Below are 16,835 nucleotides of genomic sequence, written 5' to 3'. Positions count from 1 at the left end.
CTTTTTATCTTACAATAAATAGTATAACTCATTGGTCAAAATTGGTCAAAGATAAAGAAATAAAATTTTCCTTTTATTTATAAAAATACACGTAAGTAAAATTATTTAGCTTACGTGTTAATAAAAACTATGGTTGAGAGATTTCTTCAATACCATCTGTAATGACTTTCCTGCGTTCTTTGAGAAAGACCAAAAAGCCTAATAAAAATGGCAGAACAAAACTAGCAAAGCGATATAATAATAAAGAGGAAACTGCATTGACTGTTCCGACTACAGGTTGGAACATAAACAAATAAACAAAATCAAAAGAACCAATACCAGCTGGAGACGGAATGACACCTGATAAAACTAAAGTAAAGCTAATAAGAGCAAAAGCTAAGAAGAAATTAATGTTATTGGCTTCTTCCTGTAAGCAAACAAAAGGTATAACATACCAAGCTCCTACTTTTAACAAATTAAGTAGATAAATTTTAAACAAAGATGCTTTATCATCTAACACGGATTGCATAGCTTGATGCAAAGCATTGATTTGTAAATTTGCTTGGTCAATATAGTAACGCAATTTTTCATTACGCACAAATCGATTGCAAAACAATAATACAGCTACCTGTATATTTAAGCTAAGTGATAAAAGCACTAGCGTAATGATTAACAATGAAGTTAACACCATCCCGACTAAAATCATACCAATCATTTCAGGGCGCTGATTTAACATAGAGGTAAAGTAAAAAATAAAGTTTAAAATGGCGTAAGTGATAATCGCTGTTTTGTAACTTACCATATGCAATGTTGAAGCACCCACACCTTGGCTAATTTTTATTCCTTTCTTCTTATAAAACCCAATTTCTGCAAGTAACGTTCCTGCCCCAAAAGTAATTATTCGATAAAAAGCAATATAAAACGAAGTCATCATACCATCAAAGATTGTAAATTTAGGAGCAAAACCTCGTACGGTTTCTTTGATCCCACATCCTTCAAAAAATTGGTGTAAGAGCCCTAAAAAAAGGACACCAGCTAATAAGATGAAGTTGGTTTCTTTTAATTCAATAAAAATAGCGCGCATTGAATTTTGAACAAAATAAAACATGATGCCCAAAATAACAAGAAGCAAAACTAAATTTAGTATGATTTTCCATTTGGCATTTCTTTTCATCAATTTCTCCTCTAGTGTACAACTTAATGAATCGATAGAAAAAAGAAGAGGAAGTTCAATGCTACTTCCTCACTTTTATTTTATTTGGCATTTAATTCAGCAATTTTAACAATTAATGCGGCAGCTTTTTCCATCGTTTGTAATGAAACGTACTCAAAGCGTCCGTGCATATTTTCTGCCCCAGCAAAGATATTAGGCGTAGGAAGCCCCATATAAGAAATCTTAGATCCATCAGTGCCACCACGTACAGGCGCTATAATAGGAGCAATCGCTAAATCAAGCATGGCATTTTTAGCTAATTCAACGCTAGTCATATCTTTGGCTATAACTTCTTTCATATTATAATATTGATCATACATATTGACAAAAACACGCTGTTGCTGGAACTGTTCATTCAGCTTGTTTTGTATTTGCATCATTTGCTCTTTTCGTTGCTCAAATTTTTCATGATCGTGGTCACGAATGATATAAGTCAATTGAGCTTCTTCCGGATTTCCATTGAAGTCCATCAAATGATAAAAACCTTGAGTCCCCTCTGTCTTTTCAGGGACCTCATCGGCAGGTAATTGGTTATGAAAGTCAATCGCTAATTGCAAAGCATTAATCATAATATCTTTGGCTGTTCCAGGATGGACATTCTTTCCTTGAATATGAATTTCTGCTTGTGCTGCATTAAAAGTTTCATACTCTAATTCACCAAGGGGGCCACCATCCATAGTATAAGCAAAATCAACGTTAAAGTCGGCTACATCGAATTTATCAGCCCCTACACCAATTTCTTCATCTGGCCCAAAAGCTACTTTTATGTCTCCATGCAAAATTTCTGGTTGGTTTAATAAAATTTCCATCGCTGTCATAATTTCAGCAATCCCTGCTTTATCATCCGCCCCTAAAAGAGTAGAACCATCTGTTGTGATCAAGGTTTCTCCTTGATAGTTTTTTAAATTAGGAAATTCACTAGGATTTAATGTATACATTCCTTGTTTGTCCAGTTGGATTTCAGAATGACCATCGTAATTTTCAAAAATTTGTGGTTGAACATTTTCCGCATTAAAATCAGCAGTATCCATGTGAGCAATGAACCCAATACTTGGCACTTCTTTTGTAGTGTTTCTTGGTAATGTTGCAACAACATAACCGCTATTCGAATCGTAATGAATATCTTCGAGTCCCAAGTCCTCGAGCTCTTGTTGTAATGAATGAGCAAAATCCACTTGAGTTTGAGTTGAAGGTGTCGTAGTACTTTCTGGATTTGAACGTGTTTGCGTTTTAACGTAACGCAAAAAGCGTGGTAATAAATTTTCGTACATAATCTAACTCCTCTATCTAAATTGAAATGGATTGGTGTTTACTGTAGAAGGAAGAAACTCAACATCCCATTCTTCTTCTTTTTTCCACTCTTCCATTTTTTCTATAAATTGTTTTATACAAACAGCTTCAATATTATGGCCAGGGTCAATAACTGTTAATCCATTCGCTTGCATATCGTGAGCTGTATGATAAGAAATATCTCCAGTGATATAAACATCGGCTTCTTTTTTTAGCGCATCTGAATAAAATTTCCCTCCAGAACCGCCGCAAATAGCTATTTTCTGCACTGTCTGTTTTACCTCTTTAGGCTGAATTAAACGTAATCCATCAAGCTGAAAGCTTTTTTTAACTTTTTGCACAAAATCTTCTATATGAGTGGGGCTATCTAAATATCCTACTCGTCCCAAGCCAAATGACTGTGGAAAATTATCTAAAGGTAAAATATCATAAGCAGGTTCTTCATAAGGATGCGCTTGATACATCGCTTGTAAAACCTTTTCTTGTAAAGTCTCGGGAAAAACAACCTCGATTCGAGTTTCTTGTACTTGTTCTTCTTGGTCCTGTGTACCAATTGTCGGATTGGCTTTTTTATTAGGAGTAAAACGCCCCACGCCTGTTAAAGAATAACTTGTATTGCGATAATTTCCTTGCGTTCCAGCTCCCGTTTTAGCTAAAGCTTCTCGCATTTGTTTACCATTATCACTAGGCATATACACAGCTAATTTTTTGAGACGTGCTTCATGGGTCTTAACAAGATAATGAGATTCTTTGATTCCTAACATTTCACAAAACCAATCATTTAACCCACCCCAAATGATATCCATATTCGTGTGAGCAGCATATACTGCAATATCATGTTTTACTAAATCAATATACATCTTTGTTTGTGGATCATCTGCAACTAAACGGTCCACCGGGCGAAAAATGGGAGGGTGTTTAGCCACGATTAAATCAATATCTTTTTCGATAGCCTCACTCACTACTTCTGGTCGTACGTCTAAAGTCATCATGACCCGATCAATCTTTTTATCTAAACTTCCAATATGTAAACCACAAGGATCCCCTTGTTCAGCTAACCAAAGTGGGCAAAAAGATTCAAATTTCGTAATAAATTCTTTTGCCTCAAGACTCATTCCAACACCTCCTTAATCCAGGTTATTTCTTTTTTTATTTTGTCAATTTTATCTGCAGGTGGATATTGTGCATTTTTTAAATTTATTAGAATTTTTTGCTTTGTTTGCAAAATTTTTTGCCATTTTTTTTGAAAAACAACTGATTTTTTCTCCATTAAAATAGGCCCAAAATAAAGCTCTTTTAACGTATATTCATGTTTCTTTTGAGGGAAAGCCGCGATAATTTCATATATCTTGTCATGATCTTCAATAATTTCTTCGTCATAAATTTGATAATAGTTTGTTGCTAACCAATGTCGTAACAGTTGTTCGTGGTTATTGGGTTGTAAGATTAAACGTTCTTTATTGGTCAAAATACCTTCTGCTTGTCCTTCTGTCAGAATCCTTTTGGTCAAAAGGCCACCCATGCCGGCAATAATAATCGTGTCGATTTGATCTTCTGCTTGGATAGCTGCTAGTCCATCTGCTAAACGTGGAATAATCGTATGAGTAAACCCATATTTTTTTATTTGGCTTGTAGCTGCTTGTAAAGGCCCTTGAGCAATTTCTCCAGCAATAGCAAAATCAATCTTTCCAGTAGAAGCTAAATATACAGGTAAATAAGCATGATCAGAACCAATATCAGCTAAACGCGCTTGCTCCGGAACAAAAGAAGCAATCTGAGCTAAGCGCGTAGATAACATATGAGCGTTCAAACGTTTTTCTCCCCTTCTTTTAAAGTGAAAACTAACAAATTCAAAACTTCATTGAGAGAGTTTCAAATTTAAGTGTTTCTGCGATTTCTACCAGTCAGTTGAACCTCTTGTGTTAAATAACGAATACGTTCTAATAAACGTTTCGCTTTTAAGGGCTCTTCCTCTCCTCTTTGTGTCACTGATAGGTGTTGTTCTAACTCACTCATGGTGAAATTGGAGCTAAAGAACGTTGGCAATTGTTCTTGCATACGATACTGTAAAATTACACCAAAAATATCGTCTCGAATCCAACTACTCATTGAATCAGCACCTATATCGTCTAACATCAAAATAGAGGCACTTTTAACCGCGTCCAGTTTTTCACCGACTTCATCTTTTTTAATCGATTGTTTCATATCTACTGCAAATGAAGGAAAGTGAAGAAGCGTTGAGGTATATCCTGCTTCAGCTAAATCTCTAGCAATAGCACCAAGTAGATAAGTTTTTCCAACACCAAAACTACCTACTAAAAAAAGGCCTTTATGAAAAGAATCGGGCGCGTCTTTATACGCATTAATAAAATCCATTGCACTTATAAAGGCTTTGGCACGTCCCGTTGTTCCTTCGTAGTTTTCCATACGAGCTTCTTGTATATCTTTAGGCATACTTAAAGCCTGGATACGATTACGAATTTCTTCTTGTTCTTGTTTCGCTATTAACTCTTGGGTTGGAATATAAGTAACATCTACCGAATGAAAGTTCAAAATTAATTGCGGTTCATACCCTGGTGCAATCATGCTTGGATCATTTAATTCAAATTTTCGCCTTTCTTGAACAAATTCATACAATTTAGCATAACTTCGTTCAATATCTTCTGATGATAATTCATCCTTATGTTCATCCAAAAAATTTTGTACCTCTTGATCTTTTAATACCTCGGCCATCATTTCTGAAAAACGCGTTCGGTAATCCTTTTGGTTCATTAATTTATTTAAATTTTTACTGACATCTTCCATTAGTTTTCACCTTCTTTGCGTTTCAGGTAGTCTTGAAGCTTTTGGTTAATTTCTTCTTGTACTTCTGGGTCTTCTACTTCCTCCGTAGGGTTATCTACCCAATCAGGTAAAGTTTCTTTACGAACCGGTTGACTCTTTTTACTAGTCGAATTCGTTTTCTTATTTGGTTTATTTTTTGCCTCTTTTACGAGACTTCGCACATGTTTAATAGCTTGTTCAGGACTAATAATCTCTAATTCCGACCAATTTGTTGCAATTTGATTAATGAAATTTGCTTGTAAAAAGCTATTTTTCTTAATAACGAGTACATAGTGAACCAATACATTAATGACACTATTTGGTAATGGACTACGTTCTACCAATGTTTTCATTGTCCAAGTCTCTTGGTCGGTCACATAATTATGCTTTTCATTTTTTATTGCTTGTAAAAAGTCCATAGGTGCAGTGTTTTGTGCGATTTTAATTAGTTGAATATCATTTTCAGAAAAGCCTGTTTGTCGCAAAGTATTAAAACGACGGACTTCATCATCATCTTGCTCGTCCAACGTAGGCTGCTGATTTTTTTTCTTTTTTACGGTTTTTTGTTGTCGAATTGTCTTATCTAAAGCTTTTTGATCGATCATTCCATCAACTAAAGAAACAGCTTCAGTCATTAATTCAACTAGCTTCATCTCATCAAAACCGAATAGATTGGCATATAAAGTTAATTGTTGTTTGAATTTTTCATCAAAGTTTTCTTTAGCGATAAATTTTCGTTGAGCCAGTTCAAACAGAAAGTCCCAATCGATCTGTTGTTCATCCAATTGAAGTTGATTATAATCTGAAACTTGATAGTTACGCGAAATTTTTTCTAGTTGCTGGGCGTTACGACTAAATCTTTGTTCGTCTAAAGCACCATAAACTTCTCGAAAACCGCGAGTAATCTCCTGATAGCCAGTTAAATCTGGCTTTTCTGGTTGAAAACGTCGAACCATTTGTCGGAACTTACGCTCACCTACTGTATTTAATAATAAAAAACTATACGTTTCATCTTGAAAAAAAGCTTGGGGATGAATCGGTTCTTCCAAACGATAAAGAAACATTTTACCAAATTCCGAATCTGCTTTAGCAAATACAGACAATAATCCCATACCTTCTAATTGTTTCCTGGCTTCTAAAAAATCAGGTAAGCCCATATTCAATGCGTCAAGCATATCGATATGAGCAAATTCATTTTCGAATAGATCATCTTTATCTCCTAAAAAACCATAATATAAAGCAAGTGCTTTTTGTCCGATAATGGGTTGATAAAGATACATTAACCCATTATCTCCTTCTTCTGTCAGAGGAAAGCTTTTCGTCACTTGATAAATATGATTGGGCTGTACCTCGTCCCAAGCACTATACAAAAGTATCCCTCCTATTTTTTATTCTTGTGAATCATTTGCCTTACCGACGATATCTTCCAATTCTTTTAAAAATACAGACATGTCCTTAAATTGACGATAAACGCTAGCAAAACGAATATAAGCAATTTCATCAACGTCTTTTAAGTCTTCCATAACATATTCGCCAATTTGAGTAGAAGAAATTTCATTTTCTCCTAATTCACGTATTCTACTTTCTATGTGGTCAACAATTTGTTCCATTTGTTCCATTGCTACTGGTCTTTTCTCAGCAGAGCGAATGAGTCCACGTAGAATTTTCTCACGGTTAAACTCTTCTCGTGCACCGTTTTTTTTAATAACTAAAAGAGGGGCTTCTTCAATACGTTCAAAAGTTGTAAAACGATGCCCACAGTTTTCACATTCTCTTCTTCTTCTAATGGCTCGTCCATCATCGGTTTGACGACTATCAATCACACGGGAGTTATGGTGATGGCATTTTGGACAATGCATAATCTTCACCTCATTTCTGTTTATTTCATGAAAGTTCAATCATTTTTTGTAAAATTCTTATTCTTAATTATAACACGAAATAGTCTTATTCTAATAGTTTAAGAACAAAAAAACTCTAGATTTCACTAGAGTTTTAAGCTTTCATAGAAACTTGTTAGCTTTTAACCAAGAAGTCACTTTTTGACAGATGGAAGAATACTCCTTTTGATTGTCAAAAATAATATCTGCCCGACTTTTTTTCTTTTCAATCGAAAATTGACTAGCAATTTTTTGACGAGCTTCTTTTTCTGTCAGGTTCTCCCTTTTCATTAAACGTTCAACTTGTAAATTTTCAGGAATATATACTACCGCTACTTGATCAACAACTTTCTCGTAGCCTGCTTCAAAAAGTAAAGGAATATCTGCAATAACCAAGGAAGAATCATTTGTTGCCGTATCTATTTGGCTTATAATCGCATCTTGTAGAAAGGGGGCAAGCAATTGATCCAATCTTTGTCTTTTCTTTGGTTCTGCAAAAATGATCTGACCTAATCTTCGACGATTTAAAGAGCCATCTGTAAGCAATATGTCTTCGCCAAAATTTGACACAATTTTTTTTAGGGCCGGTTTACCAGGCTCAACGATCTCTCTTGCCACAATATCAGCATCAATAACTGGAAAATTGTATTTCTTAAAAAGATCAACAACCGTACTTTTGCCTGTAGCAATCCCCCCTGTAATGCCGAGGATGAAACTCATGAGACCTTCCTCCTTAATTTCTGACAGTAAGGACAAAAATGTGTGCCCCTTTGACCTACTTTTATCTTAACAATCGGTGTCTCACAGCGAGGACATGGTTCATTCATTTTTCCATACACATTTAAGCCCATTTGAAAAGCTCCAGCCTCACCCAAAGCATTTTTATAACTGCGAACCGTTGTTCCACCGGCATTAACCGCTTTTGCCAAGATTTCAATAATAGATTGATGCAATTTTGTTATTTGTCTATGCGTTAACGTAGAAGCAGGTTGTTGAGGATGAATCTTAGCTGTCCATAAAGCTTCATCTGTATAAATATTTCCTAAACCAACGACAACTTTTTGATTTAACAACAATGGTTTTATCAGTGAAGTAGACTTTTGCAAGTTGGTTATAAATTTCGTTAAATCAAAATCTTCTCTTGTAGGTTCAGGACCTAATTGTTGAATTCCTTTATAAAGAAATCCTTGGTTTTTCCCAACTAAAACCATACGGCCAAATTTACGCACATCATTATAGTGAAGTTGGCTACCATCTGTAAATTTGAATATAACGTGCGTATGTTTATCAATTGGTGAAAGTTCTTCTTCAGGAAAATATTCATATTTTCCTTCCATGCGTAAGTGAGATATTAAGTCAAAATGAGTTAATTTAAACAAAAGAAACTTACCTCTACGTTGGACCGTTTCAATTCGTTCTCCTATTAGATTTTGACAAAATTCATCTATTGTTGGTACTTCAACGATTTTAGGCCATCTAACAATTACTTCATTGATCCTCTTATCTTGGACAAGATGAAGCAATCCTTTTCTTACTGTTTCTACTTCAGGTAATTCTGGCAACCGTGTCCACCTTCTTTATTTAGCATCATACCAAGTTTTTCCCCAGCTGCTTTCTGTGATCAATGGGACATCTAATTCCACTGCTTTTTCCATAACGCCTTTTACTAATTGATCCAATGTTTCTAACTCATCCTGTGGGACTTCAAAAACTAATTCGTCATGTACTTGTAAAAGCATCGATGCTTTGAATTGTTTTTCTTTTAACTGTTTGTCTAGTTCAATCATCGCAATTTTTAAAATATCAGCTGCGCTACCTTGTATAGGAGAATTGATGGCTGTTCGCTCCGCAAATGATCGTAAATTAAAGTTGCTAGAATTAATACTTTCAAGATAACGTCGGCGCTTATACAGTGTTTCAGCATAACCTTTTTCTTTGGCTTGAGCTACAGAATCATTCATATATTGTTTTACCCCTGGGTAACGTTCAAAATAAGTGTCAATATAATTTTTGGCTTCCTTACGAGAGATCCCCAAATTTTGTGATAAACCAAAATCAGAAATACCATAAACAATCCCAAAATTTACTGCTTTTGCTTGTCGACGTATATTAGGTGTTACATCTTCTGGTTGGCTAATATCAAACACTCTCATAGCTGTACTTGCATGAATATCTTGATTCTTATTAAAAGCTTCTTGCAAATGCTCGTCTTTTGAAACATGTGCGAGAACGCGTAGTTCAATCTGAGAATAATCAGAAGAATAAATCACCCAATCTTGTTTTCTAGGAACAAACGCTTGTCGAATTTTTCGTCCTTCTTCTAAACGAATTGGAATATTTTGTAAGTTTGGATCAACAGAGCTTAAACGTCCCGTCTGTGTCAAAGTTTGCAAATACCTTGTATGGACTTTTCCATCTTGCAAAATAACTTTTAATAAACCTTCAACATAGGTGGACTGGATTTTGGCAATTTGGCGATATTGTAAGATATCTTCAACCATTGGAGATTGGTCTTTTAGCTGTTCTAATACATCAACGGCTGTCGAGTAACCTGTTTTTGTCTTTTTTATTACAGGTAATTCCATTTTCTCAAACAAAATATGTCCTAATTGTTTAGGTGAATTAATATTAAACCTTTCTCCAGCTTGATCAAAAATCTTTTCTTCAATGTCGTTTAATCTTTGAGCAAATTCATCTTTCATTTTATTCAAGCGATTGGCGTCAACAGTGATGCCTGTAATCTCCATTTCAGCTAAAATAGAAGAAATCGGAGCTTCCATATCCCGATACAAATCCATTTGTTTTTTGTCTCTAAGTTCTTTTTCTAACTTTGGCGTAAGCCACTGAATCGCTTTGATTTTTCGAGCCAAATGAGCAAAAAATACTTCGTCATCTTCTGGGAGACCTTTTTTAGCTCCTTTACCATAAACAGCCTCATCGGATTGAATATCATGGTAATCATAGTGTGCACAAATTCCTTCGATATCCCCAGAATTATCAGTTGTATCTAGTAAGTAGGCTGCTACCAATACATCGAAAGAAAAGCCTTCAGGTAATCCAATATAACGATTTAACGCTACTTGGGTGCTTTTGGCATTATAAACTCTTTTTTGACTTTTTTTATCTAACAACCAAGATTTAAAAGCTTCATTTGAAAAAATACTTTCACTATTGGTAACATAAATTTTCTCATCATTCCCCCAAGCTACGCCTACAATATCTTCTACGTGATAATTTTCCCCTAACATTTCAACGTGTAAAGCCATATCATCTGTAAACATGTCTTCGGTGGGCTCATTGACTACTTCAAATAAAATATCATCCAAGTCGTTATTTTCTTCATTCACATCAAGATTGTCTAAAAATGAACGGAAATTCATTTCCTTATAAAAAGGAATTAATTTTTCCAAATGGCTTCCCTCATATTTTAATGAATCTATAGAAATATCTACTGGGGCCGAAGTATTAATTGTTGCTAACTTTTTAGAAAGCAAAGCTGTATCTTTATTGTTAATAAGATTGTCTTTCATCTTACTTTGTTTCATATCATCAATGTGTTGATAAATTTTTTCCACAGAACCATACTCATTCAATAATTTAATCGCTGTTTTATCACCAACTTTGGTTACGCCTGGAATATTATCTGAAGCATCTCCAGCTAAGCCTTTCATATCAATGATTTGTTTAGGTTCTAATCCATCATATTTCTCAGCGATATGTTCTGGAGTATAGTCTTCTGTATCACTAACTCCTTTTTTAGTAATAGCAACTTTAATATTATTGGTTGCTAATTGAGTTAAATCGCGATCACCAGTAAGTACAGTCACATCAAATTGATTTTTATCTACTTGACTTGCTAAAGTGCCAATAATGTCGTCAGCTTCGTAGTTTTTTAATTCATAATAAGAAATACCTAAGCCATTAATCAACTCACGAATATAGGGAAGTTGTTCATTTAATTCTCCTGGTGTTTTTGCTCTTCCTCCTTTATATTCTTCATACATTTCATTACGGAAAGTCGTTTTTCCAGCGTCAAATGCTACTAAAACATGTGTTGGATTTTCTTTTTCCATTACATTTTCAAACATTAAATTAAATGCATAAATTGCGTTAGTATGGAGTCCACTGGGGTTTTTAAAGTTTTCCAAGGACCCGTGAAGAGCATAGAATGCGCGAAACGCAACACTATTACCATCTACCAATAATAATTTATTTTTTGCCATTTTTTGTCTCCTCATTCAGATTCTATGTTTTCATTTTAACAAAGTATCAAAAACAAAGCGATCATTTCTCACTTTCTAAAAAACAAAAAAACGACCCGATTTCTTTATCGAGACGCTTTTTTATAATTATTTGTTATTGTATAAATTAATTTCTAGAGAAAATACGTAAGAACGATAAGAACAAGTTAATAAAATCAAGATAAAGCTGCAAGGCCATAAAAGCAGCAAGACCTGTATTTTCTTGTCCGGCTGTTGCAAAATACAAATTGCGAATTTGTTGATTATCATAAGCAGTCAATCCTAAAAAGATTGCTACAGTTAAATAAGACAAGAGGTAATTAACTGCTGAACTTTGTAAAAAGAAATTAATTAGTGTAGCAACAATAACACCAATCAACAAACCAATTGCAGCTCGACCAATTCCACTTAAATCACGTTTTGTTACCGCACCATATAAAGCCATTGCTAAAAAGGTGGCTGTTGCTGTCGCAAATGCTCTACCTACTAATGCTGGCGTATACATAGATAAGGTGATCGATAAAACTACTCCATTTAGTAATGAATAAACGATAAAACCTGCAATCGTTAATGATGGGTTTTTCTGAGCTTTAGCGCTTAATAGAATGACCAAAATAATTTCAACTAGCCATATTCCTGTAAGCCCCAAAGGAAAACGATCTATAAAAGAAATCGTTTGTTCAAAAAATATTGTCATCGCAATATATGCAGAAACTGCACTAATCCCTAAGCCTAAAGCAAAAATACTATATACTTTAGCATAAAATTGGTTGACACCTTTTGCTTCAATCGCTGGGTTACTATTCATGGTTATCCTCACTTTCTTCTTTATAAACCATAGGAGGTTGAACTATCACAACTGCATCTAACACCCGTTTTCCCTCTGTATTTACTGCTTCTACAGAAAGTGTCATATCTTCTTTATGTTTATCGACTTTAATCACTTCAAATAAAAAAGTTAACATTTCATAATGGTACACGGCTTCAACAAAGTTTACTGAAAGATTAACAATATGTGATCCGGGTCCAGGGAAATGTTTTGAAACTGTACTTGTAACTATGCCCATTAATAATACAGAAGGAACAATGGGTTGTTCATAAACAGTTTTTTGTGCGTAATCGTGCTGGACATACAAAGGGTTCGCATCGTTAGTTAAGCCTAAATACAATAAAATCTGGTCATCTTCAATTGCTTCAGTTACAGACATTGTCTGACCTTCTTCAATTTCATTGATTGTTTTTCCTAATTTATTCAGCTTTCCTATATCCAATCAACTAGCCTCCATGTTCATGATTTCTTCTTATTGTATCAAATGTTTAAAAATGTGCAAATTTACAAAACGCTACGTGTCGTATTGCTTAATAGGTTTTCATAACTACGTTCAAATTTCTGTACATCTCCAGCACCCATAAAAATGATTACGGCATCTTTGTGGTCTAATAAAGGAGAAACATTATCTTCTTGAATTATCTCGCCGCCCTTAGTTATTTTATTACCTAAATCTTCAATTTTTACATCGCCATCTTGCTCACGAGCAGAGCCAAATATATCACACAAATAAACATTATCTGCTAGATTAAGAGCCTCAGCAAAATCATCCATTAAAGCAATGGTTCGAGAGAAAGTATGAGGCTGAAAAACAGCAATAATTTCTTTATCCGGATATTTTTGACGCGCCCCATCGATAGTAGCTTTTATTTCAGCTGGATGATGCGCATAATCATCAACAATAACCATATCAGAAACTTTCTTTTCACTAAACCGACGTTTTACGCCGGAAAATGATCCCATTTCTTCAGCAACATCTTGCATATTAAAACCTTCTAAATGAGCAGTTGCTATAGCACCTAAAGCATTATTGATATTATGTTGGCCAAAAGCTGGTAAATCAAAATGACCAATAAGGTCCTCATGAAAATATACATCAAAAGCAGAACCAGTTGTCGTACGCGTAATATTTTCAGCTCGAATATCGTCTTCTTGATTTACTCCATAATAATAAATAGGAACATCTGCTTCCAGTTTTTGCAAATAGGGGTCATCTCCAAAAGCTAAGATCCCTTTTTTTACTTGCTTAGCCATAGTTTGAAAAGCAGAGAACACATCATCAATGCTTTTAAAATAATCTGGATGATCAAAATCAATGTTTGTCATAATAACATAATCCGGACGGTAGGCTAGAAAATGACGTTGATATTCACATGCTTCAAAGGCGAAAAACTGAGCATCTGGACGACCATGCCCCGTACCATCGCCGATCAAAAAACTAGTAGGCATAATGCCACTTAACACGTGAGCTAACAACCCTGTTGTACTTGTTTTCCCATGGGAGCCTGTCACAGCAATACTTGTAAAATGTTGGATCAAATGTCCAATAAAATCATGATAGCGAATAACATCTAAGCCCATTTCTCTAGCTCGAACTAGTTCTTTATGATCATCAGGAAAAGCATTTCCAGCTATAACAGTTAAGCCCTGAGTAATATTATCCGCATCAAAAGTATAGATCGGTATGCCCGCTTTTTCTAAACCAACTTGAGTGAAAAAATATTTTTCAACATCAGAACCTTGCACTGGTTTTCCTTGTTCATGCAATATTAATGCTAAAGAGCTCATTCCTGAGCCTTTAATGCCTACAAAGTGATAAGTTTTTTCTTCTTGTTTTGCCATAATTATTTGTCCTCTTTTCTCGGAAAACTTGATAATAAGCACTTATTATCAAACTGCAACACATTATCTAATAAATTTGTAAAAATAGCAAAGGATTTTTATTCCGACTTATTTTTTTGATAGGTGTGTCTATAGTGCAAACGGCCTCCACACTTACCACAAACAAAACGGTGCGTATTCATCTTTTTTTGCCTTGTTATTAAGGATTGACAATTTTGACATTGATAAACATGAAATTTTCGTTTTGTTTGAACATTCGGAGCATAGCGTAATCCCCCAGTTTTTGTCAACAATTCTTTAAAATCAGCGTCTTTATGTTGATACCCCTTATTTTCAATATGCAAATGGTAATGGCACAGTTCATGTTTAATAACGCCAATAAAAGTTTCACGTTTGAGAGTAGCCATTTTAGGATTAAAGTCTAAATGGTGATCTTTCATATGATATCTGCCACCAGTAGTTCGTAAGCGAGTGTTGAAAGATGCTCGATGTGTAAATGGCTTTTTAAAGAATTGCCATGAAACACTTTCTACTAAGGACTGTAATTCATCTTCGGTCATTTCGATTCACCTGGATCAATCATCGTTAAACTAATTCGCCCCTTTTGTAAATCAACTTGTTCTATCCAAACAGTCACAATTTCACCCACAGAAACAATATCATTCGGTTTTTTTACAAACTTTGGGCTTAACTTGGAGATATGAACCAAACCATCTTGCTTAACACCAATATCTACAAAAGCGCCAAAGTCAAGAACATTACGCACTGTTCCTTTAATTTCCATGCCTGCTTGCAAATCTTCCATAGATAAAACATCTTTTCTTAACAGAGGACCAGACATGCTATCCCTCATATCTCGACCAGGTTGAATCAAAGCATTAATAATATCTTTTAACGTTTCGAAACCAATATTCAATTGTTCAGAAAGAAAGGAAAAAGAAAAACTTTCTAGGTTTTCTTGAGCACGAGAGGTTCCAACTTCTGACAAATCTAGCTGAACGATTTTTAATAATTCTTTGGCTACTGGGTAGCTTTCTGGATGTATAGCTGTATTGTCTAGAATATTTTGAGCTTTCGGAATTCGTAAAAATCCAATCGCTTGTTCATAAGCTTTAGGTCCTAGACGCGAAACCTTTTTTAGTTGTGTTCGTTTAGTAAATGCCCCGTTTTCTTCTCGATAGCTAACAATATTTCCAGCAGTGGTTTTATTTAAGCCAGCGACATGTTGCAAAAGTTGAGGACTTGCCGTGTTCACATCAATCCCTACTTGGTTTACAACTGTCTCTACTACAAAATTTAATTGTTCATTCAGTCTTTTTTGTGAAACATCATGTTGATATTGACCGACACCGACAGCTTTGGGATCAATTTTTACCAATTCAGCTAGCGGGTCTTGGAGTCGCCGGCCAATACTAATTGCACTACGTTCTTCAACTTGTAAATTAGGGAATTCTTCCCGAGCAATTTCACTGGCTGAATAAACCGAAGCCCCTGCCTCATTGACTATAGCATAAAAAACATCGTGTGTAACAGATTGAAGATTTCGAGCAACAAATTGTTCCGATTCACGACTAGCTGTTCCATTGCCTATTGCAATCATATCAATTTGATACTTTTCCACAAGGTGACAAAACTGATTATCTGCAGCTTTCCGTTTTTCTTCAGAAGCTGGCTTATGAGGATAAATAACCTCAATAGCTAGTACTTTTCCGGTAGCATCACAAATGGCTAATTTACAACCTGTACGATAAGCAGGATCAAATCCCATCACGGTTTTTCCTTTTAAAGGAGATTGTAATAGCAAATTACGTAAGTTTTCCCCGAAAATTGCAATGGCTTGTTCATCCGCTTTTTGCGTTAGTTCATTACGAATTTCTCGTTTTACCGCAGGTCCTATGAACCGTTTATAAGCATCTTGGTAAGCAGCTACTATTAAAGGAACAGCTGGTGAGTTTCCATCTTTTATCAATTGATGATTTAAATAAGCAAAGACTTTTGTTTCATCGTTTTCAATAGAAATAGTTAATATCCCTTCTTTTTCTCCACGGTTACAAGCCAGAATCCGATGTGAAACGATTTTTTTGATAGGTTCTGAAAAAGAATAGTACATCTCATAAACGCTTTTTTCATCTTTTTCTGCGTCTTTAACCTGACTTTCAAATAAGCCATTCTCAAAAATTTCTTCGCGAACCCAGCTGCGAAATTTGGCTGTATCTCCAAATTGTTCTGCCATAATTTCGTGAGCTCCAGAAAGAACATCTTCTATTGTAGAAACATTATCATTAATAAAAGTTTCAGCTTTTTTTTCGATGTCTTGCTGTGGGAAACTCAACAGCCATTGACTTAAGGGCGCTAAACCATTTTCTTTGGCAATGGTCGCTTTTGTCCTTCGCTTTTGCTTATAAGGACGGTAAAGATCTTCGACTTGTTGCACCTTATTAGCTCTGACAATGCTATTTTTTAAATCAGAAGTTAACTTTCCTTGTTCATTGATTAAACGAAGGACTTCTTCTTTTCTTTTTTCTAAATTTTCTAGATAATGATGACGTTCTTCAATTTCTCTGATTTGAACTTCATCCAGACCACCGGTTGCTTCTTTACGATATCGTGCAATAAACGGGACAGTGTTACTATCTGATAATAAGTTTAATACAGCTTGTAACTGTCTAGGTTGGTATTGTGGTAATTCTTGTTGTAATAAAGAAAATAACTCTTTTTCTAATTCTTGCGTCATTTTGATA

15 protein-coding genes are annotated in these 16,835 nt (G+C 34.9%); all 15 read right to left on the bottom strand.

Annotated features, from left to right (window positions below; all coding sequences use genetic code 11):
* Positions 1 to 127: 127 nt before the first annotated feature.
* Complete coding sequence (locus tag G577_RS0100275) at positions 128 to 1,153, bottom strand: lysylphosphatidylglycerol synthase transmembrane domain-containing protein (protein ID WP_028789403.1); 1,026 nt, start codon at positions 1,151 to 1,153, stop codon at positions 128 to 130.
* Positions 1,154 to 1,233: 80 nt separating this feature from the next.
* Positions 1,234 to 2,463 (bottom strand): peptidase T, encoded by a 1,230-nt coding sequence (pepT, locus tag G577_RS0100270; RefSeq protein WP_028789402.1) that lies wholly within the window; start codon positions 2,461 to 2,463, stop codon positions 1,234 to 1,236.
* A gap of 12 nt (positions 2,464 to 2,475) precedes the next feature.
* A complete protein-coding gene (locus G577_RS0100265; protein WP_028789401.1) occupies positions 2,476 to 3,597 on the bottom strand; it encodes a Nif3-like dinuclear metal center hexameric protein in 1,122 nt (373 codons plus the stop codon).
* Positions 3,594 to 4,292: a tRNA (adenine(22)-N(1))-methyltransferase gene (locus tag G577_RS0100260; RefSeq protein ID WP_028789400.1), complete on the bottom strand. Its 699-nt coding sequence runs from the start codon at positions 4,290 to 4,292 to the stop codon at positions 3,594 to 3,596. Before G577_RS0100260 ends, G577_RS0100265 begins: the two co-directional genes overlap by 4 nt.
* 68 nt (positions 4,293 to 4,360) lie before the next feature.
* The gene (gene dnaI, locus G577_RS0100255; RefSeq protein WP_028789399.1) at positions 4,361 to 5,287 is read right to left on the bottom strand and encodes a primosomal protein DnaI; all 927 of its coding nucleotides are present in this window, start codon (positions 5,285 to 5,287) and stop codon (positions 4,361 to 4,363) included.
* On the bottom strand, positions 5,287 to 6,675 hold the full coding sequence (locus G577_RS0100250) for a replication initiation and membrane attachment family protein (protein ID WP_028789398.1): 1,389 nt from the start codon (positions 6,673 to 6,675) through the stop codon (positions 5,287 to 5,289). The genes dnaI and G577_RS0100250 overlap by 1 nt, the downstream gene beginning before the upstream one ends.
* Positions 6,676 to 6,693: 18 nt before the next feature.
* Entirely contained in the window at positions 6,694 to 7,164 is a 471-nt protein-coding gene (gene nrdR / locus G577_RS0100245) for a transcriptional regulator NrdR (RefSeq protein ID WP_028789397.1), read from the bottom strand.
* A 141-nt stretch (positions 7,165 to 7,305) separates the two neighbouring features.
* Complete coding sequence (gene coaE, locus G577_RS0100240; protein WP_028789396.1) at positions 7,306 to 7,902, bottom strand: dephospho-CoA kinase; 597 nt, start codon at positions 7,900 to 7,902, stop codon at positions 7,306 to 7,308.
* Positions 7,899 to 8,744, bottom strand: a complete 846-nt coding sequence (mutM, locus tag G577_RS0100235) for a DNA-formamidopyrimidine glycosylase (protein WP_028789395.1) — start codon at positions 8,742 to 8,744, stop codon at positions 7,899 to 7,901. The genes coaE and mutM overlap by 4 nt, the downstream gene beginning before the upstream one ends.
* A gap of 15 nt (positions 8,745 to 8,759) precedes the next feature.
* A complete protein-coding gene (gene polA / locus G577_RS0100230) occupies positions 8,760 to 11,405 on the bottom strand; it encodes a DNA polymerase I (protein ID WP_028789394.1) in 2,646 nt (881 codons plus the stop codon).
* A 145-nt stretch (positions 11,406 to 11,550) separates the two neighbouring features.
* Positions 11,551 to 12,231 carry a Bax inhibitor-1/YccA family protein gene (locus G577_RS0100225; protein WP_028789393.1) on the bottom strand — a complete coding sequence of 227 codons (681 nt, stop codon included), beginning with the start codon at positions 12,229 to 12,231 and terminating at the stop codon, positions 11,551 to 11,553.
* The gene (locus G577_RS0100220; RefSeq protein ID WP_028789392.1) at positions 12,224 to 12,694 is read right to left on the bottom strand and encodes a MaoC family dehydratase; all 471 of its coding nucleotides are present in this window, start codon (positions 12,692 to 12,694) and stop codon (positions 12,224 to 12,226) included. Before G577_RS0100220 ends, G577_RS0100225 begins: the two co-directional genes overlap by 8 nt.
* 62 nt (positions 12,695 to 12,756) lie before the next feature.
* The gene (murC, locus tag G577_RS0100215) at positions 12,757 to 14,094 is read right to left on the bottom strand and encodes a UDP-N-acetylmuramate--L-alanine ligase (RefSeq protein WP_038027543.1); all 1,338 of its coding nucleotides are present in this window, start codon (positions 14,092 to 14,094) and stop codon (positions 12,757 to 12,759) included.
* Between the two features lie 98 nt (positions 14,095 to 14,192).
* A complete protein-coding gene (locus tag G577_RS0100210) occupies positions 14,193 to 14,654 on the bottom strand; it encodes a SprT family protein (protein WP_028789390.1) in 462 nt (153 codons plus the stop codon).
* Positions 14,651 to 16,828 carry a Tex family protein gene (locus G577_RS0100205; RefSeq protein ID WP_028789389.1) on the bottom strand — a complete coding sequence of 726 codons (2,178 nt, stop codon included), beginning with the start codon at positions 16,826 to 16,828 and terminating at the stop codon, positions 14,651 to 14,653. Before G577_RS0100205 ends, G577_RS0100210 begins: the two co-directional genes overlap by 4 nt.
* Between the last annotated feature and the right edge of the window lie 7 nt (positions 16,829 to 16,835).

The sequence above is a fragment of the Tetragenococcus muriaticus DSM 15685 genome, assembly GCF_000423785.1.
GTDB classification, from domain to species: Bacteria; Bacillota; Bacilli; order Lactobacillales; family Enterococcaceae; genus Tetragenococcus; species Tetragenococcus muriaticus.
Note: the sequence above shows the minus strand (reverse complement) of the source record. Positions and strands in the feature narration are given on the sequence as shown.